Below are 25,012 nucleotides of genomic sequence, written 5' to 3' on the forward strand. Positions count from 1 at the left end.
TATGGCCACAAAACTAGACTGACTGGCGCTGGGCACATGATCTTGCCCAGGGAAATTCAGACCATTAGCGATTTTCGAGAGACGGATGAACATCACCAACCTTGCCAAACGACTTTGCCTGCCCGTACTGCTGATGATCACGCCGGCCGCCTTCGCGGCTGAGCAGATGACGCCGGCACCACCGCAACTGGCAGCCAAGTCCTACGTACTCATGGACGCGTCCAGCGGCAACGTGCTGGTCGAGAACAACGGTGACGAGCGCCTGCCGCCGGCCAGCCTGACCAAGCTGATGACCGCCTACATCGCCACCCTCGACATCCGTCGCGGCCAGATCGGTGAAAACGATCCGGTTACCGTCAGCGAGAACGCCTGGCGTACCGGCGGTTCGCGCATGTTCATCAAGGTGGGCAGCCAGGTGACCGTCAGCGACCTGCTGCACGGCATCATCATTCAGTCCGGCAACGATGCCTCGGTCGCCCTGGCCGAGCACATCGCCGGCAGCGAAGACGCCTTCGCCGACATGATGAACAAGACGGCTGCCGACCTGGGCATGAGCAACAGCCACTTCATGAACCCGACCGGTCTGCCACACCCGGACCACTACTCGTCGGCACATGACATGGCGACCCTGGCCCGCGCGATCATCAATGTCGACCCGGCCCACTACGCCATCTATTCGCAGAAGGAATTCTTCTGGAACAACATCAAGCAGCCGAACCGCAACCTGCTGCTGTGGCGTGACAAGACGGTCGATGGCCTGAAGACCGGCCACACCGACGAAGCCGGCTACTGCATGGTGGCTTCGGCCGTTCGCGACGGTCAGCGCCTGATCGCCGTGGTGTTCGGCACCAACAGCGAGCAGTCGCGTGCGGCAGAGACCCAGAAGCTGCTGACCTACGGCTTCCGCTTCTTCGAAACCCAGACCTTCTATCAGAAGGGCACCGAGCTGACCAAAGCACCGGTCTGGAAAGGCGCCACTGGCGAAGTCAAAGCTGGCCTGGCCGAAGACCTGACCATGACCATGCCTAAAGGCCAATTGAAACGCCTTCAGGCTTCGATGACCATGAACCCGCAACTCACTGCACCGATTGCCAAAGGTGACGTGATCGGCAAAGTGGAAGTCAAACTGGACGAGAAAGTGGTTCACAGCGCCGACCTGATCGCCCTTGACGGCGTCGAGGAAGGTGGTTTCTTCCGCCGTATGTGGGATAGCATCCGTCTATTCTTCTACGGGTTGTTCAACTGATACGTGACCTGCATGCCCCCGCGAATCCTGCGGGGGCGTTGTTGTTGCCACGGCTTACGAGGCCGTTTCCGCCATGAGCGAACCAGACGTCAAGTCGCACAAGATCGAATTCCCTTGCGACGATTACCCGATCAAGGTCATCGGCGATACCGTGGTCGGTTTCCGTGACACGGTGATCGAGATCCTCAGCAAGCACGCCAAGGTCGACCTTTCCACGCTGGCCGAGCGCCAGAGCAAGGAAGGCAAGTACACCACCGTGCAATTGCACATCGTTGCCGAAAGCGAGAACCAGCTGCACGATATCAACAGCGCCCTGCGCGCTACCGGCATCGTGAAAATGGTGCTCTGATGTCCGCTTGCCTCGGTTTCCGCGAGCTTGGCCTGCAGCCCTATGAACCGGTGCTGGAGGCCATGCGGCGCTTCACCGAGCAGCGCAGCCCGGACAGCCAGGATGAAATCTGGCTGGTCGAGCACCCCGCAGTCTTTACCCAGGGCCAGGCCGGCAAGGCCGAGCACCTGCTGGTGCCGGGTGACATCCCGGTGGTGCAGACCGATCGCGGCGGCCAGGTGACCTACCATGGCCCCGGGCAACTGGTGGCCTATCTGCTGCTGGACGTGCGTCGGCTGGGGTTTGGCGTGCGTGAGCTGGTCAGCCGTATCGAGCAGACCCTCATCGACCTGCTCGCCAGTTATGATATCCAGGCTGCGGCCAAGCCCGATGCCCCGGGCGTCTATGTCGATGGAGCGAAAATCGCCTCCCTCGGCCTGCGAATCCGCAATGGCCGTTCGTTCCACGGCCTTGCCCTGAACGTGGACATGGACCTTGCGCCATTCCGCCGAATCAACCCCTGCGGCTATGCGGGGCTGGCGATGACCCAGCTGCGCGACCTGGCAGGTCCGATCGAACTCGACGAGGTCAGGACAAGGCTGCGCGGACAGCTGGTCAAGCACCTCGACTACGCTGAGCAGACGACCCTCACGGGCGGAATCGACTGAATATGACAACTGTGCAAGAAGCCGTGCCGAACCTGATACCTACCCAGGATGCCACCGCGCGCCCAGCGCCGAAGAAGGTGGAAGCCGGGGTCAAGTTGCGTGGAGCCGAAAAGGTGGCGCGCATCCCGGTGAAGATCATCCCCACCGACGAGCTGCCGAAAAAGCCCGACTGGATCCGCGTGCGCATCCCGGTCTCGCCCGAGGTGGACCGCATCAAGCAACTGCTGCGCAAGCACAAGCTGCATAGCGTGTGCGAAGAGGCATCCTGCCCGAACCTGGGCGAGTGCTTCTCCGGCGGTACCGCGACCTTCATGATCATGGGCGACATCTGCACCCGCCGCTGCCCGTTCTGCGACGTCGGCCATGGCCGGCCAAAGCCGCTGGACCTGGATGAGCCGAAGAACCTGGCCATCGCCATCGCCGACCTGCGCCTGAAGTATGTGGTGATCACTTCGGTGGACCGCGACGACCTGCGCGACGGCGGGGCCCAGCACTTCGCTGACTGCATTCGCGAAATCCGCGCGCTGTCGCCGGGCGTGCAGCTGGAAACCCTGGTACCGGACTACCGTGGCCGCATGGATGTTGCCCTGGAAATCACCGCGCAAGAGCCGCCGGATGTGTTCAACCACAACCTCGAGACCGTACCGCGGCTGTACAAGGCCGCGCGTCCGGGGTCGGACTACGACTGGTCGCTGGACCTGTTGCAGAAGTTCAAGCAGCTGGTGCCGCACGTTCCGACCAAGTCGGGCCTGATGCTGGGCCTGGGCGAGACCGATGACGAAGTGATCGAGGTAATGCAGCGCATGCGCGAACATGACATCGACATGCTCACCCTCGGCCAGTACCTGCAGCCATCGCGCAGCCACCTGCCAGTGCAGCGTTTCGTCCACCCGGACACCTTCGCCTGGTTCGCCGAGGAAGGGTACAAGATGGGCTTCAAGAACGTCGCTTCCGGGCCGCTGGTGCGTTCGTCGTACCACGCTGACCAACAAGCCCACGAAGCCAAGATCAAGCTCTGATCAACGGCTGGGCCACACATGCCGATGCGCGCCGAAAGGCGCCATCGGCATTTTTGTTGATGGGGTTTCCTGGTGGCAGAGGTCGGTCCGCACCAGCAGAATCAGGGCCCCTGGACCTGCAAGGAGTTGCATGTGAATTGCCTTGAGCGTACCGAACCTCGCTTACCGAAGGCGTTGCCGCGCGACGCCTGCTTTGCCATCGTCGCGCCCGCCGGCCCGGCCCGGCTGGATACCCAGAAGGCCGCCCGCTGGTTTGCCGATCGTGGCTACCGCTGCCGGATCTATCCGGGTGCGCTCCAGGCGCAGGGCTACCTGGCGGGCGCGGATCAGCAGCGCTTGCAAGACCTGCATGACGCTTTCGCCGACCCGGCGATCGACGCCATCCTGTGCATGCGTGGCGGTTATGGCAGCATGCGCCTGCTCGACCAGCTCGATTTCGAGCTGATCCGGCGCAACCCCAAGCCGCTTATCGGCTACAGCGACATTACCGCATTGCACACGGCCATCTACCGCAGCACCGGGCTGCTCACCTTCCATGGCGCAATGCTCAATGCCGACCTGCTGGGGGCCAAGCTGCAGCCGACCGAGGCTTCGCTGCTGGCGCAACTGGGCGGGCAGCTGCGCAGCGGCGCGCCGATCGCACACCCGGCGGACTTCGCTTTGACCAGCGTGCTGCCGGGCGTGGCCAGCGGGCCGCTGCTAGGTGGCAACCTGTCGATGCTGGGGGCGACCTTGGGGACGGTTGCCGAGCTGGAGACACAGGGCTGTATCTTGTTCATCGAGGACGTCAACGAACCGTTGTACCGGGTAGACCGTCTGCTGACCCAACTGCGCCTGGCGGGCAAGCTGGAAGGGATCAAGGGCGTGCTGGCGGGGGATTTTGCCGGCATTACCACGGCGGCGCTGACGCCGTTGCTGCTGGATATCTTCGGGCCGTTGGGTGTGCCGGTGCTGGCCGGGTGGCGCAGTGGCCACTGTGATCCGAATGTGTGCTTGCCGCTGGGGGCCAGGGTGCGGCTGGATAGTGTCGAGCAAACGTTGGTACTGGAGCAGGATCTGTTCAGGGCTTGAGATTGTCGGGGCCGCACGGCGGCCCCAGGATCCTCACTGCTGACGCAGGCTCTCAAGCAGCTTGTGGGTCGGGTAGCCATCCGCCGGCCACCCCAGCCCCTGCTGGGCATTACGGATCGCCTTGCGGGTATTGGCGCCAATGATACCGTCAGGGTTCCCCGCCTCATGCCCATTGCTGTTCAGCAGGGTCTGCAACTCCATGCGCTCGCTGCGGCTCAGTGGCAAGTCTTCCTTCGGCCAGCTGCCGGCGATGAAACCCCAGCCCGTGAAGCGATCACCCAGCAGGCTTACCGCCAGCGCGTAGGACGACGAGTTGTTGTACTTGAGGATGGCGCGGAAGTTGTCCAGCACCAGGAATGCCGGCCCACGCGCGCCCGCTGGCAGCAGCAGGGCGGCAGACAGCTGGTTGCTGCCCACCGGCAGCTGGGTGCCCGCAGGCAGTTTCACGCCCAGCGCCAGCCAGTCGCTCACCGGCTTGCGTAGCGAGCCATCGGCTTGCCAGTAATCGAAGCCTGGCGGTACCTGCACTTCGAAGCCCCAAGGCTGGCCACGCTTCCAGCCAGAGCTCTGCAGGTAGTGCGCGGTCGATGCCAGGGCGTCCGGGGTGCTGTTCCAGATGTCACGGCGGCCGTCGCCGTCGAAGTCCACGGCATGGGTGTTATAGGTGGTCGGGATGAACTGGGTCTGGCCCATGGCCCCGGCCCACGAGCCACGCATGGCCTCAGGCTGGATGTCACCATGCTGGATGATCTGCAGTGCAGCGATCAGCTGGTCCTGGGCAAATTGCGGGCGACGCCCTTCATAGGCCAGGGTAGCCAGCGAGCGGATGACCGACTTGTTGCCCTGGAACTGGCCGAAGTTGCTTTCCATGCCCCACACGGCAACCAGTACCTGGCGGTCGACGCCATAGCGCTGTTCGATGAGCGCAAGCAGGTCTGCATGCTGTTCCAGCAGCTTCTTGCCGTTGCGTACGCGCAGCGGTGACAGGGCGCCTTCGAGATATTCCCACACCGGGCGGGTGAACTCCGGCTGACTGCGGTCGGCCTTGATCACGTCCATGTCGGGGGTAATGCCAAGGAATGCGCGGTCGAAGGTATCCGGCGCGATACCGGCTTGCAGGGCTTGCTGGCGGAAGCCGGCTTGCCATTGGGCGAAGGTTTGCAGAGGCTGGATTTCAGTGCTGACGTCGGGCGTGGTGCCAGGCAGGGTTACCACCGGGGCGGGCTGGGCGGGGGCCAGCGGCAGGGCATCGGCGGCGGTGGGCTTTTCTGCGCAGGCCACGAGCAGGATGAAACTGGAGGCCGCAAGCAGCTGACGGGTTTTCCAGCGGGGGAGAAGACTGAGAAGCATGCACAGATCCAGAATTGCAGGTCAGGTGAAGACCATATCATGCCTGCGCTTGCGATGCTTTCATGCGGCCAAAAAGTAGGAAGCCTCCCAATCTCTCGATTGGAAGGCTTCGCGGCGGTAGCTGCCTTTGCCCTTGTCCGGTCGTTCCTGGCGGCAGCGGAACAGGGGTTGGGCGACGATGGACTTGGCCTTGTTGGGGCCGTGCTTTTTCGGCTTTTTGCTCATGGCGGGGTTCCCCGGTTGGGTGGGTTTCGCCGCGCACTGTAGGGCCCTGGGTAATCAGGGGCCAATTGATTGTGTATATGGTCGAGAGGCTGGGGCTGCTTTGCAGCCCTGTGGGAGCGGGCGTGTCCGCGAACACCGGCGAAGCCGGTGGCATCCACCGCGTCGCCTGATTCGCGGGCACGCCCGCTCCCACAGCGGCCTCAGTTACTCCGGGGGAAGTGCCAGCCGCTGTCCAGCCATCAACAGCGCCAGCCGCGCCAGGCCGGTCCACGGCGAGCCCTCGGCCTGCCCCTTGATCTGCGCATCGATACGCTGGGCATCCTGCAGCAACTGCGCCCAACGCTGGGCCGACAGGCGCTGCAGGGCTTTGCTGACCAGCGGCCGGCGTTTGTCCCAGATCGGCGGGCGCGCCTGGCTGAAGGCCTTGTCCAGCGGCACGCCCTGGCTGAACTGCTGGGCCAGGCCGGCCAGTTGGCGGAGTTCACGGGCCAACGCCCAGAGAATCACTGGGGGCTCCACGCCTTCACCGCGCAAGCCTTCGAGCATGCGCAGGGCATGCGCAGCTTCGCCATTGAGAATGGCATCGACCAGGCCGAAGACATCGAAGCGGGCGCTGTCGGCGACAGCGGCTTGCACGGTCTCCACGGTAATCTGGTTGCCCTCGGCCAGCAGCTTGAGCTTTTCGATTTCCTGCGCGGCCGCCAGCAGGTTGCCTTCGACGCGCGCAGCTATCAGGTCGACGGCGTCACGCTGTGCCGACAGGCCGGCCTGTTGCAGGCGCTGGTTGATCCACTGTGGCAGCTGCTGCACATCCACCGGCCAGATCTGGATGAACTGACAATGCGGGCCTTCTATCAACGCCTTGCCCCACTTGGTCTTCTGCGCGCTGCCGTCGAGCTTGGGCAGGCTGACCAGCAGCAGGGTGTCCTCGGCGGGGTTGGCGCAATATTCCATCAGCGCGGCGGCACCCTTGTCACCGGGCTTGCCGGAGGGTAGCCGCAGTTCCAGCAGGCGCCGCTGGGCGAACAGCGACAGGCTGGCACCGGCCTGAAGCAAGGTGCCCCAGTCGAAGTTGGCGTCGGCACTGAACACCTGGCGTTCGTCGAAGCCCTGCTGGCGGGCAGCGTTACGGATGGCGTCGGCGGCTTCCTGACACAGCAGCGGGTCGTCGCCACTGACCACGTAGACCGGTGCCAGTGCGCCTTGCAGGTGCTTGTTGAGTTGGGCGGGGGCGAGCTTCATGGCGAGCAGGCGGGGTACCCGAAGGTACCCCGTTCGGGCTTAGTTGCCCGGCACTTCCAGTGGCGACTGCTGAGGCGTTTCGGCCTGCTGGCGGCGGGCAGCCTCCAGCGCGGCGGCTTCGGCCTTGGCACGCTCATCGGCTTGACGCTGCAGTTCGTCCAGCTGCGACGGAGTCAGCAGCTGCAGGCGAGCCATCATCGCATTGACCAGATCGCGGCGCATTTCTTCACGGGCGCGGTTGGCTTCCTGCTCCGAACCGGTGATGTTCGAGCCGTCACGCAGGTAGATCTTGCGCACTTCCAGCTTGTCGCTCGTCAGCTCCAGGTTGTTCAGGCCCTGGATGCTGTAGTTCAGCACGGTGGTCAGCTCGTACTCGGCGGTACGGTTGCCGCTGTTGTAGGTTGCCGAGCGCTCGCGCTCCTGCTCGTTGGTCAGCACCAGGCGGTACGGTGCGCCGGCGTGCACGTTGACGCCGTTGCGTTCCAGCGTTTCACGCAGCTGCACCACGGTCGGGCCGTAGGCGTTGCGTGCGCTGACGTCCATCTCCTTCACGCTCAGCTCGGTGGAGCCGGTGCCGCGCAGCTGGAAACCGCAGGCGCTGAGCATGACCGCCAGGCCAATTACCAGCAAATTGCGTTTGATCATGTTGTTGCTCCCTTGTGGGCCTGTTCCGCCCGCCCGCAGTGGCTGCGGGCGGGCGTTGCCATCAGTTGGCTACGATGTTGACCAGCTTGCCCGGTACCACGATGACCTTGCGGATGGTCAGGCCATCGATGAAGCGCAGGACGTTCTCGTTGCTGCGCGCAGCCGCTTCGATCTCTTCACGGCTGGCGGCGGCCGGCATTTCCACCTGGCCACGCAGCTTGCCGTTGACCTGCACCACCAGGGTGACGGTGTCCTGTACCAGGGCCGCTTCGTCGACGGCTGGCCAGCTGGCGTCGATGACCGCCTGCTGGTGACCCAGCTGTTGCCACAGCTCGTGGGAGATGTGCGGGGTGATCGGGGCCAGCAGCAGGGTGACGGCTTCGAGGCCTTCGTGCAGCAGGGCGCGGTCCTGTTCAGTGGCCTGCGGGGCCTTTTCCAGTACGTTCATCACCGTCATTACCTGGGCGATGGCGGTGTTGAACTTGTGGTACTGGCCGACATCGGTGCTGGCCTGCTTGATGGCGGCGTGGATGGCGCGGCGGATGACCTTCTGCGCGTCGTCCAGGGCGGCGACGTCCAGCTTGCCCGGCAGGCCCTGGGCGACGTGGGCCTGGGCCAGGCGCCAGACGCGACGCAGGAAGCGGCTGGCACCTTCGACGCCGGAATCGGACCACTCCAGGCTCATGTCGGGTGGCGAGGCGAACATCATGAACAGACGGCAGGTGTCGGCGCCGTACTGGTCGATCATCGATTGCGGGTCGACGCCGTTGTTTTTCGACTTCGACATCTTCTCGGTGCCGCCGATTTCCACCGGCAGGCCGTCGGTTTTCAGGCGCGCGCCAATGATCTTGGCCTTGGCATCGCGCTCGACCTCGACATCGGCCGGGTTGAACCAGTCCTTGCCGCCGTTGCTGGCCACACGGTAGTAGGTTTCGGCGACCACCATGCCCTGGGTCAGCAGGTTCTTGAACGGCTCGTTCGAGGTAACCAGGCCTTCGTCACGCATCAGCTTGTGGAAGAAGCGCGCGTACAGCAAGTGCAGGATCGCGTGTTCGATACCACCAATGTACTGGTCGACCGGCAGCCAGTGGTTGGCCGCTTTCGGGTCGACCATGCCACCTTCGTAGTTCGGCGAGGCGTAGCGGGCGAAGTACCAGGACGATTCGACGAAGGTGTCCATGGTGTCGGTTTCGCGCTTGGCTGCGGCGCCACATTTCGGGCAGCTGCATTCGTAGAATTCCGGCATGCGCGCCAGTGGCGAACCGGCACCGTCCGGCACCACGTTCTCCGGCAAGGTGACCGGCAATTGGTCTTCCGGCACTGGCACGTCGCCGCAGGACGGGCAGTGGATGATCGGGATCGGGCAGCCCCAGTAGCGCTGGCGGCTGATGCCCCAGTCGCGCAGGCGGAACTGGGTACGCGACTTGCCCAGTTCCTTGCGGATCAGGGCCGCTTCGATGGCGTCGAAGGCGCCGGCGAAGTCCAGGCCATCGAACTCGCCGGAGTTGATCAGCTGGCCGTGCTCGCCATAGGCGGCCAGCCATTCGCTGCCGACTTCGTCGCCGGCGCTGGTGCGCACCACCGCCTTGACCGGCAGGTTGTACTTGCGGGCGAACTCGAAGTCACGCTCGTCATGCGCCGGCACGGCCATTACAGCGCCGTCTCCGTAGTGCATCAGCACGTAGTTGGCGACCCACACCGGCAGCTTCTCGCCGGTCAGCGGGTGTTCGACCAGCAGGGAAGTGGCCATGCCCTTCTTCTCCTGGGTGGCCATGTCGGCTTCGGCAACGCTGCCGCTCTTGCATTCGTCGATGAACGCCTGCAGCGCCGGGTTGCCCTGGGCGGCCTGGGTGGCCAGCGGGTGCTCGGCGGCGACCGCGACGTAGGTGGCGCCCATCAGCGTGTCGGGGCGGGTGGTGAAGACCTTGAGGGTGCCTGCGTGGCCAATGCTGGCCTGGTCGTAGGGGAACTGCACTTCCATGCCGCGCGACTTGCCGATCCAGTTGCGCTGCATGGTCTTGACCTGTTCAGGCCAGCCCGGCAGCTCGTCGAGGCTTTCCAGCAGCTCGTCGGCGTAGTCGGTGATGCGGAAGTAGTACATCGGGATCTCGCGCTTCTCGATCAGCGCGCCCGAACGCCAGCCACGGCCGTCGATGACCTGCTCGTTGGCCAGTACGGTCTGGTCCGCCGGGTCCCAGTTCACGGTGCCGTTCTTGCGGTAGATGATGCCTTTCTCGAACAGGCGGGTGAACAGCCACTGCTCCCAACGGTAGTAGTCAGGCTTGCAGGTGGTGACTTCACGTGCCCAGTCGATGGCCAGGCCCAGGCTCTTGAGCTGGGTCTTCATGTAGTCGATGTTCTCGTACGTCCACTTGGCCGGGGCGACGTTGTTCTTCATCGCCGCGTTTTCCGCGGGCATGCCGAAAGCGTCCCAGCCCATCGGCTGCAGCACGTTCTTGCCCAGCATGCGCTGGTAGCGGGCAATCACGTCACCGATGGTGTAGTTGCGCACGTGGCCCATGTGTAGCTTGCCGCTCGGGTACGGGAACATCGACAGGCAGTAGTAGGTGTCCTTGCCTGGCTGTTCGGTAACAGCGAACGATTGTTGCTCGTCCCAGAACTTCTGGGCGGCGGCTTCGATATCACGGGGCGTGTATTGTTCGTGCATGGCTACTTTTTGCTGAGAGGAAAGAGACCTTGTTCCAGGCAGCGGAACCTCGCTGCGTCCGGCACTCCGGCTTCATTTAGAGTGAACGCCGTAGCATACAGCAGCGCCGCGCATCGTGGGAAACCTTCATTGCTTATGCCCGCTGGTCGCGGCACGCGGCTGCTTTTCGCAACAACGCTAAGCTCAGGTGTGGGGGGAGATATTCTTATCTTCAATGAGGTGAACGGATGGGAGAGACGCAGCTACCCGCAATCAAACCGGAGCTATACGAACGCTTGATCGACCGGCTTGGCCTGGCACTGGAAGTGGCCAGGACCTCGGTGCGATTGCGCGACGAAATGCCAGCCGAACTGGAGTTGCGTGGCCTGAGCCATGCGGAGTTCGAACTGATCAAGGCCTACCTGGATTCCCTCCCGGAGCGCCACAATGCCTGTGTCGGCAGTTACCCACAAGCGGAGCCGACATCGGCCAAGATCATCTGGCTCAAGGACAAGAAACGCCCCGCCAGTTCGGCGAGATCCAGGACGCTGCCGCATCGCTAGCCGTTCAGGGACGCCAGGCGCAGGCTACAGGGCGCCGGTTCATTCAACCTTGCACATATCATGATCGGCGCCGGCGGCAACCTTGTTGACCGGCGTCGATCCTTCTAGGCTGCACGCCTGACCAGGAGGTGTGGCCGATGGCTGTCCGATTCTTCATCAAACAATGGTTGATGCCACCGGGCATCCTGTTCCTGCTGCTGTTGGCGGCGTGGTGGCTGCGCGCGCGACGGCCGCGGCTGGCTGCGCTGTGCTTTGTCGTGGGCCTGGCCGGCCTGTGGTTGATGAGCTTGCCGCTGGTGATGCAGCAAACGGCACGGGTGCTGGAGACGGAGCCGCCGCTGGCAGTGAATGACTGGGCGGGCCTGGCAAGCCGGGCAGATGCCATCGTGGTGCTGGGGGCCGGGCGTGAACGCGGTGACCCGGCCTGGGGCGGTAGCGACCAGCCCACGGCCATCGCCCTGGAGCGCATGCGCTTTGCCGCACGGCTGGCCAAGGCCTCGGGCCTGCCGGTGCTGACCAGTGGTGGCTTGCACTATGGCTCGCCACCGAGCGAGGCGCGGTTGATGGCTGAATGCCTGCGGGAAGATTTCGGCGTCGAGGTGAAATGGCGGGAGGAGGGCAGCCGTACGACCTGGGAGAACGCCCGGCTGTCGGCCAGGCTGCTGCAGCCGTTGGGAATCCGCCGGGTGGTCGTGGTGACCCAGGCGTGGCACATGCAGCGCTCGCGCTGGAGTTTCGAGCAGGCGGGGTTCGAAGTGGTGCCGGCGCCGGTCGGGTTCCTCGGGCGTGATCATGCGCGGCCGTTTGCCGGTTTGCTGCCGGAAAGCCGGGCGCTGTGGCAGAGCGGGCAGTTGCTCAACGAGGTGGTGGGGTTGGTGGGATATCGGCTGTTCTACTGAACCTTGTATTGCGTGTACCGGCCTCTTCGCGGGGTAAACCCGCTCCCACAGGATTCTCACAGGCTTCGACAGCGGTGGAGAACCTGTGGGAGCGGGTTTGCCCGCGAAGAGGCCGGTACAGGAGAGCTCAAACAGTCCTGGCAATGCGCCCCGCCAGCAAGGCCCAACCCAGCAGCAACGCGCAGACGATCGCCAGTGGCCACGAGCGCCATTGCAGGTAAGGCGTGAGCTGCTGCATCGGCACCACTTCGCCATACAGCACCGCCTGCTGGAACTGCGGAACCTGCGTGGTAATCCGGCCAAACGGGTCGATCAGCGCGGTCACGCCGTTGTTGGTGGCGCGGATCATCCAGCGCCCGGCCTCCAGTGCACGCATCTGGGCCATCTGCAGGTGTTGCAACGGGCCGATCGAGGTGCCGAACCAGGTGTCGTTGCTGATGGTCAGCAGTAGCTCGCTGCGGGCAGCCAGGCTAGCGGCAAACTCTGGATAGACCACCTCATAGCAGATGTAAGGTGCAATCTGATAGCCCTTTGCCTGCAACAGCGACTGGTCTTCCGGCCCGCGGGCGAAGTCCGACATGGGCAGGTTGAAGAACTCGATCAGGCCTCGCAGCATGTCCTGCAGCGGCACGTATTCGCCAAACGGCACCAGCTTCTGCTTGAGGTAGGTGCCGTCGCCTTCACCGGTGACAGTGATGCCGTTGTAATAGCGGCGTTGGTGGTGCACCACTTCGCGCACCGGCACACCCGTGATCAGCGCTGAATTCCGCCCGGCGGCAAAGCGCCCCATCACGTCGATGTAGCCCTGGGCCTGGTCCTTGAGCACCGGTACGGCGGTTTCCGGCCACACCAGCAGGTCCACCGGCCGGGAGCTGAAGCTCAGGTCACGGTACAGCGCCAGTTGCGCGTCGATGTGCGCCGGGTCCCATTTCAGCTCCTGCTCGACGTTGCCCTGGATGGCCGCGACCTTCAACGGGTCGCCTGCGGGCTTGGTCCAGGCATGGCCCTTGAGCGCCAGGCCCAGCACCCATGGCGCGAGCAGCAGCAGGCAGGCCACCGCCAGGAAGGCGGGACGCACGCGCAGGCGGTGCAGGTTGCACAGCAGGGCGGCACTCAGGGCCAGGGCGAAGGAGATCAGCCAGACGCCGCCCAGCGGGGCCAGGCCGGCCAGCGGCCCGTCCAGCTGGCTGTAGCCGGCATAGAGCCAAGGGAAACCGGTCAGGAACCAGCCGCGGAAGGCCTCTTGCAGCAGCCACAGGGCGGCGAAGCACAGGGCATCGGCCAGCGGCGCTTCGTTGCGCCGCAACCAGCGTGCCCAAAGCCAGGTGGGTAAGGCGAAGAACCAGGCCAGGGCGGCGAAGAACGCCAACAGCAGCAGGATCGCCAGCAACGGCGAGGCGCCGCCGTAGGTGTTCATGCTGACGTAGATCCACCAGGTACCAGCGCCATACAGGCCGAAGCCGAACCACCAGCCACGCCACATGGCCTGGCGCGGGCTGAGCTCGCGCAGGCCAAGGTAGAGCACGGCGATGGACAGCAAGGCCAACGGCCAGATGTCGAATGGCGCCAGGGCCAGGAGGGTCGAAGCGCCGGCCGCCAGGGCCAGCAGGTTACCGGGCCAGCCGGGGCGGGTGATCCAACGCATGTTCGTCCTTAACGGGTGATCGGTGTCAGGCGCAGCAAGTGTATCCGCCGGCTGTCGGCGTTGAGAATACGGAACTTGTAGGGCCCGATCTCGGTGGTCTCGTTGCGCTTGGGCAGGTGGCCGAAGGCGCTCATCACCAGGCCGCCCACCGTGTCGAACTCGTCATCGGAGAATTCGCTGTCGAAGAACTCGTTGAAGTTCTCGATCGGGGTCAGTGCCTTGATCAGGAAGTCGCCGCTTGGCAGCGGCTTGATGTAGCTGTCTTCCTCGACGTCATGCTCGTCCTCGATGTCGCCGACGATCTGTTCCAGCACGTCTTCGATGGTGACCAGGCCGGCCACGCCGCCGTACTCGTCGATGACGATGGCCATGTGGTTGTGGTTGGCGCGGAATTCGCGCAGCAGCACGTTCAGGCGCTTGGACTCGGGCACGAAGGTGGCCGGGCGCAGCAGGTCCTTGATATTGAAGCTGTCGCCGTTCTCCTTGAGGATCAGCGGCAGCAGGTCCTTGGCGAGCAGGATCCCCAGCACGTCGTCATGGCTTTCGCCGATCACCGGGTAGCGCGAATGCGCGGCGTCGATCACTGCCGGCAGGAACTCGCGTGGCGACTGACTGGCCTTGATGCTGATCATCTGCGAGCGCGGCACCATGATGTCGCGCACCTGCAGGTCAGCCACCTGGATGGCGCCTTCGACGATGGTCAGTGCTTCGCTGTCCAGCAATTTGTTCTGATGGGCTTCGCGCAGCAGCTCAAGCAGCTCCTGGCGGTTTTTCGGCTCATGGGCAAAAGCCTGGGTCAGTTTACCCAGCCAGGACTTCTGCCCGTTGCTCGATCGATCTTCGCTCATGGCGGTTCTCGTGATCCTTCGTGTATCAGTGTGTGATTGAGTCGGTTTCATCGTCGGCGTAAGGGTCGGGGTGACCCAGTTCTGCCAGCAATTCCCGTTCCAGGCCTTCCATTTCCTCGGCTTCCTCATCCTCGATATGGTCGTAGCCGAGCAGGTGCAGGCAGCCATGGATAACCAGGTGTGCCCAGTGCGCCTCGAGCGACTTGCCTTGTTCGGCCGCTTCGCGCTCGACCACCGGCACGCAGATCACCAGGTCGCCCAGCAGCGGGATGTCTAGCAGGTCATCAGGTACGTCGGCCGGGAACGACAGCACGTTGGTCGCGTAGTCCTTGTGCCGGTAGGTGTGGTTCAGTTCACGTCCTTCGGCTTCGTCGACCAGGCGAATGGTCATTTCCGAGTCGGCGCTGCGCTGGCGCAGGGCCAGTTCGCACCACCGGCGGAAAGCGCTGTCATCCGGGGCGGCGGCATCCGTGGCCCGTTGAATGTCGAGTTCAAGCATCTTTGCCGGGCGCCTCGGGCTTGGCCTGGCGGGAATCGAAGCGGTCGTAGGCTTCGACAATGCGCTGCACCAGTGGGTGACGAACCACATCCTTGGGCTGGAAGTGGGTGAAGCTGATGCCCGGAACGTCCTTCAGCACTTCGATGACGTGTGCCAGGCCCGACTTGGTGCCACGTGGCAGGTCGACCTGGGTGATGTCACCGGTAATGACCGCCGTGGAGCCGAAGCCGATACGGGTGAGGAACATCTTCATCTGCTCCAGCGTGGTGTTCTGGCTTTCGTCGAGGATGATGAAGCTGTTGTTCAAGGTGCGGCCACGCATGTAGGCCAGCGGGGCGATCTCGATTACCTGGCGTTCGATCAGCTTGGCCACGTGTTCGAAGCCGAGCATTTCGTACAGGGCGTCGTACAGCGGGCGCAGGTACGGGTCGATCTTCTGGGCCAGGTCGCCGGGCAGGAAGCCGAGCTTTTCGCCGGCCTCGACCGCCGGGCGTACCAGCAGGATGCGGCGCACCTGTTCACGTTCCAGCGCGTCGACGGCGCAGGCCACGGCCAGGTAGGTCTTGCCGGTACCGGCCGGGCCGATGCCGAAGTTGATGTCGTTGGCCAGGATTTCCTTGACGTAGCGCTGCTGGTTGACACCGCGCGGGCGGATATTGCCCTTGCGCGTGCGCAGCGACACGCTGACCTCGTTGACTGCCGGGTTGTCGATGTTTTCGACGGCCGACTCCTGCAGGTACAGGTGTACGGTTTCCGGCGACAGCTCGGTGGCCTTGGTTTCGCGGTAGAGGCGGCGCAGCAGCTGCTCGGCGGCGGAGGTGGTCTTGGGTTCGCCGATCAGTTCGAACTGATTGCCGCGGTTGCGGATTTCGATGGCCAGGCGCTGTTCGATCAGGCGCAAGTGCTCGTCGAACTGGCCGCACAGGTTGGCGAAACGGTGGGCCTCGAAGGGTTCGAGGATGAAACGATGGGGTTGTATGGGTGCGTTCAAGGTCGTTTTTAGCCGCTCGACGGCAATGAAGGTGAACTCAAGAATAACCCTTGAATGGCAGTGGCGAAAGCACTGAAACGTCCAACGGTATGTCAGGCCTGTTCCGGCCTCTTCGCGGGTTTACCCGCGAAGAGGCCGGCACTGCTATGATGCGCCCCTTTTCTTACGCATGTGTTATCCCGCCAAACATGAGCAAACGCGAACCCGCCATTTACAAGGTGATCTTCCTCAACCAGGGGCAGGTCTTCGAGATGTATGCCAAGCAGATCTACCAGAGCGACCTGTGGGGCTTCCTGGAAATCGAGGAGTTCGTCTTCGGCGAGCGCTCGCAGCTGGTGGTGGATCCGAGCGAAGAAAAGCTCAAGAGCCAGTTCGACGGGGTAATCCGCAGTTTCGTGCCGCTGCATTCGATCGTGCGCATCGATGAGGTGGAGCGCCTGGGCACTGCCAAGATCAGCGAAGCCAAGGGCGGCAGCAACGTGATGCCGTTCCCTATGCCGATGCCGGAGAAGTAAACCTTCAGGGGAGTGGCGAGAACGGTGTGCGCCCTTCGGCGTTCTGCAGTTCCAGCAAGTATTTGCGGAAGATCTGGCCGAGCACCTGGGTGGCATGCTCCAGCTCGTCGCGGGGCATTTTCTCGGTTACTTCGTCAGCCATGTCCAGCGCATCCTCGGCGCCGTTGACCGCAGCCATCTTCAGCAGGATATAAGCCTGCACGTTGTTGGCCTTGACCCCTTCGCCACGGTAGAACATGGCACCCAGGCGGTACTGGGCTTCGGCATGGCCTTGCAGCGAGGCCTTCTGCAACCAGTCCAGGGCTTTGTCGAGGTTTTTCGGGGTTTGCGAGTAGTAGTAGTCGCCGAGTTCGAATTGCGCCTGGGCGTCCCCCGCCGTCGCCGTCTGTTCGCAGGCCTTCAGGGCGTTTGCCAGGTCTTCAGGCTGCACGTTCAAGGTGCAGCGGCCCGTCGCCGGAATCAGCAACGAGTTACCGCCCTCTGCCAGGGCCAGCAGGGGCTGAAGAAGCAACAGGCAGCCCAGGGTCAGGGCGCGGCCGGTGCGGTTCATGGGGATCGACTTACCTCTGCAAGCTGCGGCCAATGTCTCTGGTGGCACATTATGGGATAAGCAGCGCCAACCTTACAAAGTTTTACTCGATTTTCTGCTTGGTTGGGGAAGTCAGCTGATTGGGCAGGGGGATTTATTGCCTGTGCCGGCCTCTGTGGGAGCGGCCTTGTGTCGCCAAAGGGCTGCGAAGCAAGCACAGCAATCTGTGCATGACTGCTGAAGCCCTGGGGCCGCTTTGCGGCCCTTTCGCGACACAAGGCCGCTCCCACAAAAGCACGGTGCAGCGCGTTACTTCAGCGCTGCAAAAGCCTTTTCCGCCGCATCCAGGGTGATCTGCAGCTCCTTGTCACCATGGGCAATGGAGGTGAAGCCCGCCTCGAATGCGCTCGGTGCCAGGTACACGCCACCGTCGAGCATCAGGTGGAAGAAGCGCTTGAAGCGCTCGGCATCGCTAGCCATCACGTCGTCGAAGGTAACGATGTCGTCGGCGCCGCTGAAGTACAGGCCGAACATGCCGCCAGCCTGGGTGGTGACGAACGGCACGCCAGCAGCATCGGCGCGCTGTTGCAGGCCGTCGAGCATGCGGCTGGTGTAGTCGGTCAGCTCGGCGTGGAAGCCCGGGCGGCTGATCAGCTTCAGGGTGGTCAGGCCGGCGGCCATGGCCAACGGGTTGCCCGACAGGGTGCCGGCCTGGTAGACCGGGCCGAGCGGGGCGATGCAGCCCATGATTTCACGCTTGCCGCCGAAGCAGCCAACCGGCATGCCGCCGCCGACGATCTTGCCGAAGGTCGACAGGTCCGGCTTGATGCCGTAGTGGCCCTGCGCGCCACCCAGGGAAACGCGGAAACCGGTCATCACTTCGTCGAAGATCAGTACCACGCCGTGTTTGTCGCACAGCTCACGCAGGCCTTCGAGGAAGCCGGGTGCCGGCGGGACGCAGTTCATGTTGCCGGCCACTGGCTCGACGATGATGCAGGCCACGGTCTGGCCGACTTCGGCCAGGGTCTTCTCGACGGCGGCGATATCGTTGAATGGCAGGGTCAGGGTGTGCTTGGCGAAGTCCGCCGGTACGCCAGCCGAGCTCGGCACGCCCTGGGTCAGCAGGCCGGAACCGGCTTTTACCAGCAGGCTGTCGGAGTGGCCGTGGTAGCAGCCTTCAAACTTGATGATGGCGTCCCGGCCGGTGTAGCCACGGGCCAGGCGGATGGCGCTCATGGTGGCTTCGGTGCCGGAGCTGACCATGCGCACCATTTCCATCGACGGCACCAGCGAGCAGACCAGGTCGGCCATTTCGGTTTCCATGGCGGTCGGTGCGCCGTAGGACAGGCCGTGCTCCAGCTGCTTGCGTACCGAGTCCAGTACCTGTGGGTGACCGTGGCCGAGGATCATCGGGCCCCACGAGCCGACGTAGTCGACGTAGCGCTTGTCGTCCTCGTCAACGACGTAGGCGCCTTCGGCATGCTTGAAGAACAGCGGCGTGCCGCCAACGCTCCGGAAAGCGCGGACCGGCGAGTTGACGCCACCGGGGATGTGCTTCTGGGCTTGGGCGAACAGGGCTTCGGAACGGGACATGGGGAAGGTTCTCTCGAATCAGGATGCGAACAAGGCGTTGAAGGCGCGGGCGCGGCGGGTGACTTCCTGCGCGCTGTCGGCACCGAACAGGCCGTGGATCACCGCCAGCAGGTCGGCACCATGGGCAACCAGCGGGGCAGCGTTGTCGAGGGTAATGCCACCGATCACCGCGATCGGCAGTTTCACCTGGGCGCGGGCCTGCGCCAGCAGTTCGATGTTGGCAGCGGGGGCGCCCGGTTTGGTGACGGAATTGAAGAAGCGGCCGAAGGCCACGTAGCTGGCACCTTCGCGGGCAGCCTGGATGGCCAGGTCCAGGTTGGCGTGGCAGGTGGAACCGATGATCGCCTGGCGGCCGAGCAAGGCGCGAGCCGGGGTCAGCGGGCCGTCGGTCTGGCCCAGGTGCACGCCGACGCCCAGGCGCGCGGCCAGTTCGGCGTCGTCGTTGATGATCAGCTGGGTGCCGTAGCGCTCGCAGAGCTTCATCAGCCCTTCGGCTTCGCGCAGGCGCCGGGCCGCGTCGTCGCTCTTGTCGCGGTACTGCAGCAGGCATACGCCGCCTTCGAGTGCCGCTTCGACATGCGAGAGGAAACGGCCGGCGAGCAGCTGGCTATCGGTGATGGCGTACAGACCGCGTAGCTTCATTGAAGGCCTCGTATCAGGAGCAGAAATCCAGCGGCAGGCGACGTGGCACGAACTGGCCTTTGCCCAGCTGCTCGGCGTCACGCAAGGTGCGCCAGGTGTAGTCCAGGGCGCTGCGCACGGCGCTGTCCAGTTGTTCGCCTAGGGCCAGGCGCCCGGCCAGGGCGCTGGCCAGGGTGCAGCCCGAGCCATGGTAGCTGCCCGGCAGGCGCTGGCAGGTCCAGGTGTGGCGCTGGCCGTCGCGGCTGTAAAGACGGTTGTGAATTTCGTCCTCGTCGCCGTGACCACCGGTAATCAGCAGGTGTCTACAGAACGGCAACAGTTTTTCAGCACACTCATCGGCGCTGCCCTCGGGCAGCTCGGCGAGGATGCGCGCTTCGGGCAGGTTCGGCGTGGCGATGGTCGCCAGCGGCAGCAGGCGTTCACGCAGGGCGTAGCCCACTTCGTCCTTGCCCAGGCGGCCACCACCACCGGCCCGCAGCACCGGGTCGCAGACCAGCGGCAGGTGCGGGTGCGCGGCCAGCAGTTCGGCGACGGTGTCGACCATCTCGATCGAGCCGAGCATGCCCAGCTTGACGGCGGCTACCGTGGAGTCGGCCAGCACGGCGTTGGCCTGGGCCAGCACCCACTCGCGGTCGAGCACGCGGAAGTCGGAAACGTTGACGGTATCCTGCACGGTCAGGGCAGTCACCGCGGGCGCGGCATGACAGCCTTGGGCGAGCAGGGCTTCGATATCTGCCTGCAGGCCGGCGCCGCCACTGGGGTCGTGGCCGGAGAGACAGAGGACAACGGGGCGGGAGCTGTAGATATTCATGGTCGGCGAGCTTACCACCAATCCTGTTTGGGCGGATCGTCCTACAAAGGGGTTTTGCTGATCATGCAGTCAGCTTGTTGTCGGTTTTCTTTCTGAAAGCATTGATCTAGAGCCTTTTCTTTGTGGTGGAGTATGGTCGATTGCCAGGTTGCGAAGCTATGCTAGAGTGCTCGGATAACTCGATAAACGGGTTCTGCCGGATCAGGTCGTCTCAAACGGATGGGAGGCAATCGCGACTCGACCGGACAGGCCATGCTGGGGCTGTATGCGCTATTTGCTGATTGTGCTTCTGGGCATGCTGCCCGTGTTGGCCGGAGCGGTCGATTTCGACGACGCGACCCGGCAACTTCCGCTGGGCAAGGCCATGCAGGTCTATGAAGACGTCGATGGCCATGCCAGCATCGCCCAGGTCAGTGCCCCTGGGTTCGCCAGGCGCTTCCGCCCCCATTCCGAAGACGTGCTGAACGCCGGGTATTCGACATCGGTATTCTGGCTGAAGGTCGAACTACGCCCCATCGCGCCACCCGGCGCAGCCGCGCGGCAATGGTTGCTGGAACTGGCCTATCCGCCCTTGGACCACCTCGAGCTGTACCTGCCTGACAGCAGCGGCAACTATCGCCTGGCCCGGCGCACGGGCGATGCCTTGCCCTACGCCAGCCGGCAGATCCGGCAGAACAACTACCTGTTCGAGTTGCAGTTGCCGCCGGGCCAGGTAACCACCGCCTACCTGCGCCTGCACAGCCAGGGTTCGCTGCAGGCACCGCTGACGTTGTGGTCCACCGAGGCCTATCTGGAGGAGCAGCCGACGCGCCTGTATGTGCTGGGGATGATCTATGGCGTGTTGCTGGTAATGCTGGTGTACAACCTGTTCATCTACCTCAGCGTGCGCGACGTCAGCTACCTCTACTACATCCTTTACATCGCCTCGTTCGGCTTTTACCAGGTGTCGGTGAATGGCGCCGGTGTGGCTTACCTGTGGCCGGACAGCCCCTGGTGGGCGAATGCCTCGACCCCGCTGTTCATCGGTGCTGCTGGCCTGTTCGGCTGCCAGTTCGCCCGGCACTTCCTGCGACTGGGCAGTATCAGCCGTGGCTTCGACCGGCTGCTGCAAGCCTTGATGCTGGGCGGTGCGCTGGTCATGGTGCTGGCAGTCACCATGCCCTATGGCTTCGCCTTGCGCATGGCCACGGCGTTGGCCCTGTTGTTCACCGTGAGCATCTTCAGCGCCGGGCTGTACGCCTGGTGGCATGGCTTGCGCGTGGCGCGCTGGTTCATCATCGCCTGGACGGCCTTCCTGCTCGGTGGCCTGGTCAACACCCTGATGGTGCTGGGTTACCTGCCGAATGTGTTCATCACCATGTACGCCAGCCAGCTGGGTTCGGCGCTGGAGGTGGCCTTGCTGTCGCTGGCCCTGGCCGACCGCATCAACAACCTGCGCGAGCAGCAGGCACAGACCTTGCGTGACGCCGGGCGGACGCTTGAACAGTTGAACTTGCAACTGGCCAGGAGCAACCGCCTGAAAGACGAATTCCTGGCCAGCGTGACGCATGAGCTGCGCACGCCGATGAACGGCGTGATCGGTTCGCTGGAGCTGATGCACACCTTGCCGATGGAGGCCGAAATGGCCCAGTACCACCGTACTGCGGTTGGTTCGGCGCAGGGCATGATGGACATGGTTGATGCGATTCTCACCCTGTCTGAACTGCAGGCCGGCCGCCTGCGCGCGCAGCCGGCGCCGTTCAGCCTGCGCAACCTGCTGCACGGCCTGCGCGCCGGTTATGCCGGGCAGGCGCTGGGCAAAGGCCTGTACCTGAGCCTGGATATCCCGGCCGACCTGCCGGATGGCTTGCTGGGCGATGGGCAGAAACTGGCCCGCTGCCTGGCTTGCCTGGTGGACAACGGCCTGAAGTTCACCCACCAGGGCGGGGTGTTGATCCAGGTGCGCAGCCGCCGGCTAGGGCCGGACGAGCTGGCGCTGACCTTCATCGTCAGCGATAGCGGCATTGGCTTTGACGACCTCGACCAGTCGACCCTGTATCAGCGCTTCTTCCAGGTCGATGGTTCGATGACCCGGCGTTATGGCGGGCTGGGGATTGGCTTGTCGATCTGCCGGCAGATGGGCGAGTTGCTCGGGGCACGGTTGGCGCATGAGTCGACGCGGGGGTTGGGCAGCCGGTTCGAGTTGAGTTTGAACATGGCTGTGGCGCAGGTGCAGATGGCATCGAATGTTCTGCAGACGCGACGGTCGCTTTAGAGATTTTCGCAGGCTTTGTCGGGGCTGCTTTGCAGCCCTTCGCGGACACGCCCGCTCCCACAGGTTTGGCGTTGAATTCAGGCAATGCGCGATCGCTGTGGGAGCGGGCGTGCCCGCGAAGAGCCGAAAGCGGCCCTCAGGACATGCCCTGACCGCACCTGCACTCCTACAACAACGCCAGACTCTTCCTACGCTTCAGCACTGGCAACCCCATCCCCTGCGAAATACCCTACAACCCCTGTCGACACACGTCTGATTGTTCCTGCAAATCCCGCGCTCTAGGCTTTTCCAGTCGCTGACGGTTCAGCGATCGGGTGTGGAAACCTGGCAAGACATATGATGTTTGTTGACATGACAGCTGTACGCGGGAGGCTTTCGGGCCTACCGGGTTTCATCATATGCCTGGTTTTCCACCCCGTGTGCAGCTGTCACCCCAACGTGTGGAAACGGACGGGTGACACATAACCAATATGCGGTTTGATGGATGGCGACCAGCAATTGATGTGGGCTTCGCACTACTTCGCAGCAATGGCCAAGGCGCTGCTGGATGATGCCGAGCTGGGTTTGATGCGCTGACCTTTGTATTGACTGTTTCGGCCGCTTTCGCGGGTGAACCCGCTCCCACAGGATTTGTGCATAGACTGAAAGATGCGCAATGCCTGTGGGAGTGTGGTCCCCGCGGTGAGTCCTGATCGGGCGCTTGCAATGTTCGGTCTATTTGTGGGTTGCACTTCGATTCAGGTTAACTCCAGAAATGCATGCGCTTCAGTTTGATCAGGATGGCGGCTAACAGCGACCAGGCAAATGCTACCAGTAGTAATAAAAATACAATGCGCATCCTCTTCCTCAAGCTGGTTGGAATGCTTGAAGCATCATCTGGATCGAGAAGTCCTCGTTTCAGAAAGTATTCAGGGTTTAACGCGATACCACTCAATGTAGCAACGACTGATACCCGGGAGTAAAAGCTACGTTCCCCCCACCAAAGCACGGCTCTTTTCAAGTGCTCACTTCTTCTTAAGGCGTGTTGGAGTTTCCGGTAATTAGGCAGGTAAGCGAGTTGCGCTGTCATTGCTAGTCCTGCGAAAAAGAGTGCAAAAGGCATGGCCAGAAATCCCCAACCCCAGAGAGACTCAAGAAATTCATTCATGTTCGGTTAATTCATAGAGTTCTTCCCCTATATACTCACCGATGCTCATGCCAGCTACGCTCCCAGCATATGAACTGGCACCGACAATTACAATGGCACATACTGCTCCACTTATGGCCCCAAGGCTGACGCAGGCAAAGCCTGCTATCGCTTTTCCAGCTGCTCCCGAAGCGGCACCTAATGCAAGTCCACCTGAAAAATTGCCCGCCTCAGTAAATCTTATTTGTCTGCAGGATTGAGTATTGCCTGATCTACATGCTTCTTGAGTTTTCAGCCAAGACGACCCAGCACCGATCGCCAGCCCTACATATCCACCTTTTTTCAGGTAGTTAGACAAACGTGTCAACTTGTCCAAGTGCGTTGAATATCCAGGGATGCCCCCTGGTGCTCCGGCCTTGCTCCAGTGATGTACTAGGCTTTTTGACGAAATGCCTAGGTCGCCCCGTAATCTGTCATGGCTTCCGAGGTGCATGTGTTTGTTAAGAAATCCCACCTTCAGCTGCGCGTCCAATTTTCTGAGTAGCTTCCTACGTTCAGCAAAAAACTCCGGACTACGTAGATGACCATGCTTGGAAAACTGATGTTGGTGCAGCTCTTCGATCTTGCGCAACGTCGCGCTAAGTTCATCCAGAACCTGAGCCATCAGGGCCCCGCTCACCCCCATTGCCAAACTGGTACTGCTCAGCAACCCTGCTATTTCAGGCAAGTGACGCATCATGAAGTTAGCCTCTTCCGGGGTGAGATCTGCCAAGTCCTCCCGCGCCTGCTTCGCCGCACTCATCGCATAAATCTCTTCCCGAGTGCACACCGGGCGTCTCAGACCATCACCAATGACAAAGATCTCACCTGCCTTGAATCCACGCTGATACGTCGGGTTCAGCCGCTCCAGAATTGACCGAGGCAGGTTGGCCTGCGGCGCGCCCAATTCTGCCAGTACTTCCTGATACGTCATGCAACGCGGAACGATGTAGAAGCCGGGTTCCATGCTTTGTGGAGTAGGTGAAGGCTGAGCCACTTCTGGCTGATAGGAGTTTCTAATCGGGCGACTCGCCAGGGCCTGCGCGGGTGCCTCGCGAACAGGTTCATGTGCTGGTGCCCTGTGCGACGCCGGCGTTGCTGACCCACCCGCAACCACGCGATTGCTGCCCTGTGGGCACCCGCATTGCACCATCGCCCCGTCCAGAGCCGTGGGAATACCATCCTGCCGCCAGCGGGCTTCGCCCTCGACGATGGTGCCCGCTTGTCCACATAGCGGACAAGGTGTGGTCGGGTCGCCTTGCAGCAGCCAGTTGCGGCCATGCACGCGGCCCCTGGCCTGGCTGGCAATGCAGATGGCGCCTGTGGTGGTTTGGTCGCCGTCCAGGCCTTGGTATCGGCCGAAGATGTTCATGCGCATGCTCATGGCTCGCCCTTTTTTCAAAAATGAAAGCCAGGAATCTAGCAGCCTCTAGACGGGTATTTTCAGGCCGGGAGGGTTTAAGAAGGGTCCTACAATGGATAGGGATTTGGACTACAACGCTTTTTGTTGGCAGTGCCGGGAAGTGAAGCGGGGATCGGGTTAGGGCTGGCAGGTGCTCGCCGTGACAGGTGCAGCGTTTGGGAGATCGAGCGCCCCGCGCGGGCTGCGCTCAATCT

The 25,012-nt window shown here is 63.0% G+C and carries 24 protein-coding genes and 1 pseudogene; 10 read left to right on the plus strand and 15 right to left on the minus strand.

Annotated features, from left to right (window positions below; all coding sequences use genetic code 11):
• Window positions 1-85: 85 nt before the first annotated feature.
• From QSV36_RS03235 to QSV36_RS03255, 5 genes are all read left to right on the plus strand, one after another.
• A complete protein-coding gene (locus tag QSV36_RS03235) occupies window positions 86-1,246 on the plus strand; it encodes a D-alanyl-D-alanine carboxypeptidase family protein (RefSeq protein WP_186672699.1) in 1,161 nt (386 codons plus the stop codon).
• A 73-nt stretch (window positions 1,247-1,319) separates the two neighbouring features.
• Window positions 1,320-1,595 (plus strand): DUF493 domain-containing protein, encoded by a 276-nt coding sequence (locus QSV36_RS03240; protein ID WP_085625758.1) that lies wholly within the window; start codon window positions 1,320-1,322, stop codon window positions 1,593-1,595.
• Window positions 1,595-2,242, plus strand: a complete 648-nt coding sequence (lipB, locus tag QSV36_RS03245) for a lipoyl(octanoyl) transferase LipB (protein WP_289129783.1) — start codon at window positions 1,595-1,597, stop codon at window positions 2,240-2,242. The genes QSV36_RS03240 and lipB overlap by 1 nt, the downstream gene beginning before the upstream one ends.
• 2 nt (window positions 2,243-2,244) lie before the next feature.
• Window positions 2,245-3,261 carry a lipoyl synthase gene (lipA, locus tag QSV36_RS03250; protein WP_225779368.1) on the plus strand — a complete coding sequence of 339 codons (1,017 nt, stop codon included), beginning with the start codon at window positions 2,245-2,247 and terminating at the stop codon, window positions 3,259-3,261.
• 132 nt (window positions 3,262-3,393) lie between these two features.
• Window positions 3,394-4,332 (plus strand): S66 peptidase family protein, encoded by a 939-nt coding sequence (locus tag QSV36_RS03255; protein ID WP_289129787.1) that lies wholly within the window; start codon window positions 3,394-3,396, stop codon window positions 4,330-4,332.
• 33 nt (window positions 4,333-4,365) lie between these two features.
• On the opposite strand, the gene QSV36_RS03260 is transcribed toward QSV36_RS03255, so the two are convergent.
• The 5 genes from QSV36_RS03260 to leuS form a co-directional block, all read right to left on the minus strand.
• Window positions 4,366-5,682 carry a lytic murein transglycosylase gene (locus QSV36_RS03260; protein WP_289129789.1) on the minus strand — a complete coding sequence of 439 codons (1,317 nt, stop codon included), beginning with the start codon at window positions 5,680-5,682 and terminating at the stop codon, window positions 4,366-4,368.
• Window positions 5,683-5,742: 60 nt separating this feature from the next.
• Window positions 5,743-5,907 (minus strand): alternative ribosome rescue factor ArfA, encoded by a 165-nt coding sequence (gene arfA, locus QSV36_RS03265; RefSeq protein WP_016489355.1) that lies wholly within the window; start codon window positions 5,905-5,907, stop codon window positions 5,743-5,745.
• 204 nt (window positions 5,908-6,111) lie between these two features.
• On the minus strand, window positions 6,112-7,149 hold the full coding sequence (holA, locus tag QSV36_RS03270; protein ID WP_289129793.1) for a DNA polymerase III subunit delta: 1,038 nt from the start codon (window positions 7,147-7,149) through the stop codon (window positions 6,112-6,114).
• A gap of 39 nt (window positions 7,150-7,188) precedes the next feature.
• Window positions 7,189-7,794 carry an LPS-assembly lipoprotein LptE gene (locus QSV36_RS03275; RefSeq protein ID WP_289129796.1) on the minus strand — a complete coding sequence of 202 codons (606 nt, stop codon included), beginning with the start codon at window positions 7,792-7,794 and terminating at the stop codon, window positions 7,189-7,191.
• A gap of 61 nt (window positions 7,795-7,855) precedes the next feature.
• Complete coding sequence (leuS, locus tag QSV36_RS03280; protein WP_289129798.1) at window positions 7,856-10,462, minus strand: leucine--tRNA ligase; 2,607 nt, start codon at window positions 10,460-10,462, stop codon at window positions 7,856-7,858.
• A 227-nt stretch (window positions 10,463-10,689) separates the two neighbouring features.
• Between leuS and QSV36_RS03285 the strand changes: the two genes are divergently transcribed.
• Entirely contained in the window at window positions 10,690-11,004 is a 315-nt protein-coding gene (locus tag QSV36_RS03285; protein ID WP_170032865.1) for a hypothetical protein, read from the plus strand.
• Between the two features lie 137 nt (window positions 11,005-11,141).
• Window positions 11,142-11,903 (plus strand): YdcF family protein, encoded by a 762-nt coding sequence (locus tag QSV36_RS03290; protein WP_289129801.1) that lies wholly within the window; start codon window positions 11,142-11,144, stop codon window positions 11,901-11,903.
• Between the two features lie 127 nt (window positions 11,904-12,030).
• Here QSV36_RS03290 and lnt read toward each other — a convergent pair whose 3' ends face one another.
• From lnt to QSV36_RS03310, 4 genes are read right to left on the minus strand one after another with little or no spacing between them, the layout of a single operon-like run.
• Window positions 12,031-13,548 (minus strand): apolipoprotein N-acyltransferase, encoded by a 1,518-nt coding sequence (gene lnt, locus QSV36_RS03295; protein WP_289129804.1) that lies wholly within the window; start codon window positions 13,546-13,548, stop codon window positions 12,031-12,033.
• An 8-nt stretch (window positions 13,549-13,556) separates the two neighbouring features.
• On the minus strand, window positions 13,557-14,396 hold the full coding sequence (locus QSV36_RS03300; RefSeq protein ID WP_186686596.1) for a CorC family transporter: 840 nt from the start codon (window positions 14,394-14,396) through the stop codon (window positions 13,557-13,559).
• 25 nt (window positions 14,397-14,421) lie between these two features.
• Window positions 14,422-14,895, minus strand: coding sequence for an rRNA maturation RNase YbeY (ybeY, locus tag QSV36_RS03305; RefSeq protein WP_289129809.1), 474 nt, complete (start codon window positions 14,893-14,895; stop codon window positions 14,422-14,424).
• On the minus strand, window positions 14,888-15,886 hold the full coding sequence (locus tag QSV36_RS03310; RefSeq protein ID WP_289129811.1) for a PhoH family protein: 999 nt from the start codon (window positions 15,884-15,886) through the stop codon (window positions 14,888-14,890). The genes ybeY and QSV36_RS03310 overlap by 8 nt, the downstream gene beginning before the upstream one ends.
• Before the next feature lie 188 nt (window positions 15,887-16,074).
• Between QSV36_RS03310 and QSV36_RS03315 the strand changes: the two genes are divergently transcribed.
• A complete protein-coding gene (locus QSV36_RS03315) occupies window positions 16,075-16,401 on the plus strand; it encodes a DUF1820 family protein (RefSeq protein WP_289129814.1) in 327 nt (108 codons plus the stop codon).
• Between the two features lie 4 nt (window positions 16,402-16,405).
• On the opposite strand, the gene QSV36_RS03320 is transcribed toward QSV36_RS03315, so the two are convergent.
• The 4 genes from QSV36_RS03320 to QSV36_RS03335 all read right to left on the minus strand — a co-directional run bounded on the left by QSV36_RS03320 (window position 16,406) and on the right by QSV36_RS03335 (window position 19,976).
• On the minus strand, window positions 16,406-16,951 hold the full coding sequence (locus QSV36_RS03320) for a tetratricopeptide repeat protein (protein ID WP_186686599.1): 546 nt from the start codon (window positions 16,949-16,951) through the stop codon (window positions 16,406-16,408).
• A 288-nt stretch (window positions 16,952-17,239) separates the two neighbouring features.
• On the minus strand, window positions 17,240-18,523 hold the full coding sequence (gene hemL / locus QSV36_RS03325) for a glutamate-1-semialdehyde 2,1-aminomutase (RefSeq protein ID WP_289129819.1): 1,284 nt from the start codon (window positions 18,521-18,523) through the stop codon (window positions 17,240-17,242).
• 18 nt (window positions 18,524-18,541) lie between these two features.
• Window positions 18,542-19,165: a thiamine phosphate synthase gene (gene thiE / locus QSV36_RS03330; RefSeq protein WP_289129821.1), complete on the minus strand. Its 624-nt coding sequence runs from the start codon at window positions 19,163-19,165 to the stop codon at window positions 18,542-18,544.
• Between the two features lie 13 nt (window positions 19,166-19,178).
• Window positions 19,179-19,976 carry a hydroxymethylpyrimidine/phosphomethylpyrimidine kinase gene (locus QSV36_RS03335; protein ID WP_186686602.1) on the minus strand — a complete coding sequence of 266 codons (798 nt, stop codon included), beginning with the start codon at window positions 19,974-19,976 and terminating at the stop codon, window positions 19,179-19,181.
• 265 nt (window positions 19,977-20,241) lie between these two features.
• On the opposite strand from QSV36_RS03335, the gene QSV36_RS03340 reads away from it, so the two are divergent.
• Together QSV36_RS03340 and QSV36_RS03345 are read left to right on the plus strand one after the other, a co-directional pair.
• The gene (locus QSV36_RS03340; RefSeq protein WP_289129825.1) at window positions 20,242-22,230 is read left to right on the plus strand and encodes a sensor histidine kinase; all 1,989 of its coding nucleotides are present in this window, start codon (window positions 20,242-20,244) and stop codon (window positions 22,228-22,230) included.
• A 468-nt stretch (window positions 22,231-22,698) separates the two neighbouring features.
• A pseudogene (locus QSV36_RS03345) lies at window positions 22,699-22,806 on the plus strand (DUF3077 domain-containing protein); the annotation flags it as partial.
• Window positions 22,807-22,972: 166 nt separating this feature from the next.
• On the opposite strand, the gene QSV36_RS03350 reads toward QSV36_RS03345, so the two are convergent.
• Both QSV36_RS03350 and QSV36_RS03355 read right to left on the minus strand, forming a co-directional pair.
• Window positions 22,973-23,377: a hypothetical protein gene (locus QSV36_RS03350; protein ID WP_289129827.1), complete on the minus strand. Its 405-nt coding sequence runs from the start codon at window positions 23,375-23,377 to the stop codon at window positions 22,973-22,975.
• Window positions 23,370-24,773, minus strand: a complete 1,404-nt coding sequence (locus tag QSV36_RS03355; RefSeq protein ID WP_289129873.1) for a PAAR domain-containing protein — start codon at window positions 24,771-24,773, stop codon at window positions 23,370-23,372. Before QSV36_RS03355 ends, QSV36_RS03350 begins: the two co-directional genes overlap by 8 nt.
• Window positions 24,774-25,012: the final 239 nt, after the last annotated feature.

It is taken from the genome of Pseudomonas sp. BCRC 81390 (genome assembly GCF_030341915.1).
In the GTDB taxonomy this organism is placed as follows: Bacteria; Pseudomonadota; Gammaproteobacteria; order Pseudomonadales; family Pseudomonadaceae; genus Aquipseudomonas.

Excerpts from the sequence above, each read along its gene's own strand:
- QSV36_RS03235 (WP_186672699.1), top strand. The coding sequence starts at position 86 with ATGAACATCACCAACCTTGCCAAACGACTTTGCCTGCCCGTACTGCTG.
- QSV36_RS03240 (WP_085625758.1), top strand. The coding sequence starts at position 1,320 with ATGAGCGAACCAGACGTCAAGTCGCACAAGATCGAATTCCCTTGCGAC.
- lipB (WP_289129783.1), top strand. The coding sequence starts at position 1,595 with ATGTCCGCTTGCCTCGGTTTCCGCGAGCTTGGCCTGCAGCCCTATGAA.
- lipA (WP_225779368.1), top strand. The coding sequence starts at position 2,245 with ATGACAACTGTGCAAGAAGCCGTGCCGAACCTGATACCTACCCAGGAT.
- QSV36_RS03260 (WP_289129789.1), bottom strand. The coding sequence starts at position 5,682 with ATGCTTCTCAGTCTTCTCCCCCGCTGGAAAACCCGTCAGCTGCTTGCG.
- arfA (WP_016489355.1), bottom strand. The coding sequence starts at position 5,907 with ATGAGCAAAAAGCCGAAAAAGCACGGCCCCAACAAGGCCAAGTCCATC.
- holA (WP_289129793.1), bottom strand. The coding sequence starts at position 7,149 with ATGAAGCTCGCCCCCGCCCAACTCAACAAGCACCTGCAAGGCGCACTG.
- QSV36_RS03275 (WP_289129796.1), bottom strand. The coding sequence starts at position 7,794 with ATGATCAAACGCAATTTGCTGGTAATTGGCCTGGCGGTCATGCTCAGC.
- leuS (WP_289129798.1), bottom strand. The coding sequence starts at position 10,462 with ATGCACGAACAATACACGCCCCGTGATATCGAAGCCGCCGCCCAGAAG.
- QSV36_RS03285 (WP_170032865.1), top strand. The coding sequence starts at position 10,690 with ATGGGAGAGACGCAGCTACCCGCAATCAAACCGGAGCTATACGAACGC.
- QSV36_RS03290 (WP_289129801.1), top strand. The coding sequence starts at position 11,142 with ATGGCTGTCCGATTCTTCATCAAACAATGGTTGATGCCACCGGGCATC.
- lnt (WP_289129804.1), bottom strand. The coding sequence starts at position 13,548 with ATGCGTTGGATCACCCGCCCCGGCTGGCCCGGTAACCTGCTGGCCCTG.
- QSV36_RS03300 (WP_186686596.1), bottom strand. The coding sequence starts at position 14,396 with ATGAGCGAAGATCGATCGAGCAACGGGCAGAAGTCCTGGCTGGGTAAA.
- ybeY (WP_289129809.1), bottom strand. The coding sequence starts at position 14,895 with ATGCTTGAACTCGACATTCAACGGGCCACGGATGCCGCCGCCCCGGAT.
- QSV36_RS03315 (WP_289129814.1), top strand. The coding sequence starts at position 16,075 with ATGAGCAAACGCGAACCCGCCATTTACAAGGTGATCTTCCTCAACCAG.
- QSV36_RS03320 (WP_186686599.1), bottom strand. The coding sequence starts at position 16,951 with ATGAACCGCACCGGCCGCGCCCTGACCCTGGGCTGCCTGTTGCTTCTT.
- hemL (WP_289129819.1), bottom strand. The coding sequence starts at position 18,523 with ATGTCCCGTTCCGAAGCCCTGTTCGCCCAAGCCCAGAAGCACATCCCC.
- thiE (WP_289129821.1), bottom strand. The coding sequence starts at position 19,165 with ATGAAGCTACGCGGTCTGTACGCCATCACCGATAGCCAGCTGCTCGCC.
- QSV36_RS03335 (WP_186686602.1), bottom strand. The coding sequence starts at position 19,976 with ATGAATATCTACAGCTCCCGCCCCGTTGTCCTCTGTCTCTCCGGCCAC.
- QSV36_RS03340 (WP_289129825.1), top strand. The coding sequence starts at position 20,242 with ATGCGCTATTTGCTGATTGTGCTTCTGGGCATGCTGCCCGTGTTGGCC.
- QSV36_RS03350 (WP_289129827.1), bottom strand. The coding sequence starts at position 23,377 with ATGAATGAATTTCTTGAGTCTCTCTGGGGTTGGGGATTTCTGGCCATG.
- QSV36_RS03355 (WP_289129873.1), bottom strand. The coding sequence starts at position 24,773 with ATGCGCATGAACATCTTCGGCCGATACCAAGGCCTGGACGGCGACCAA.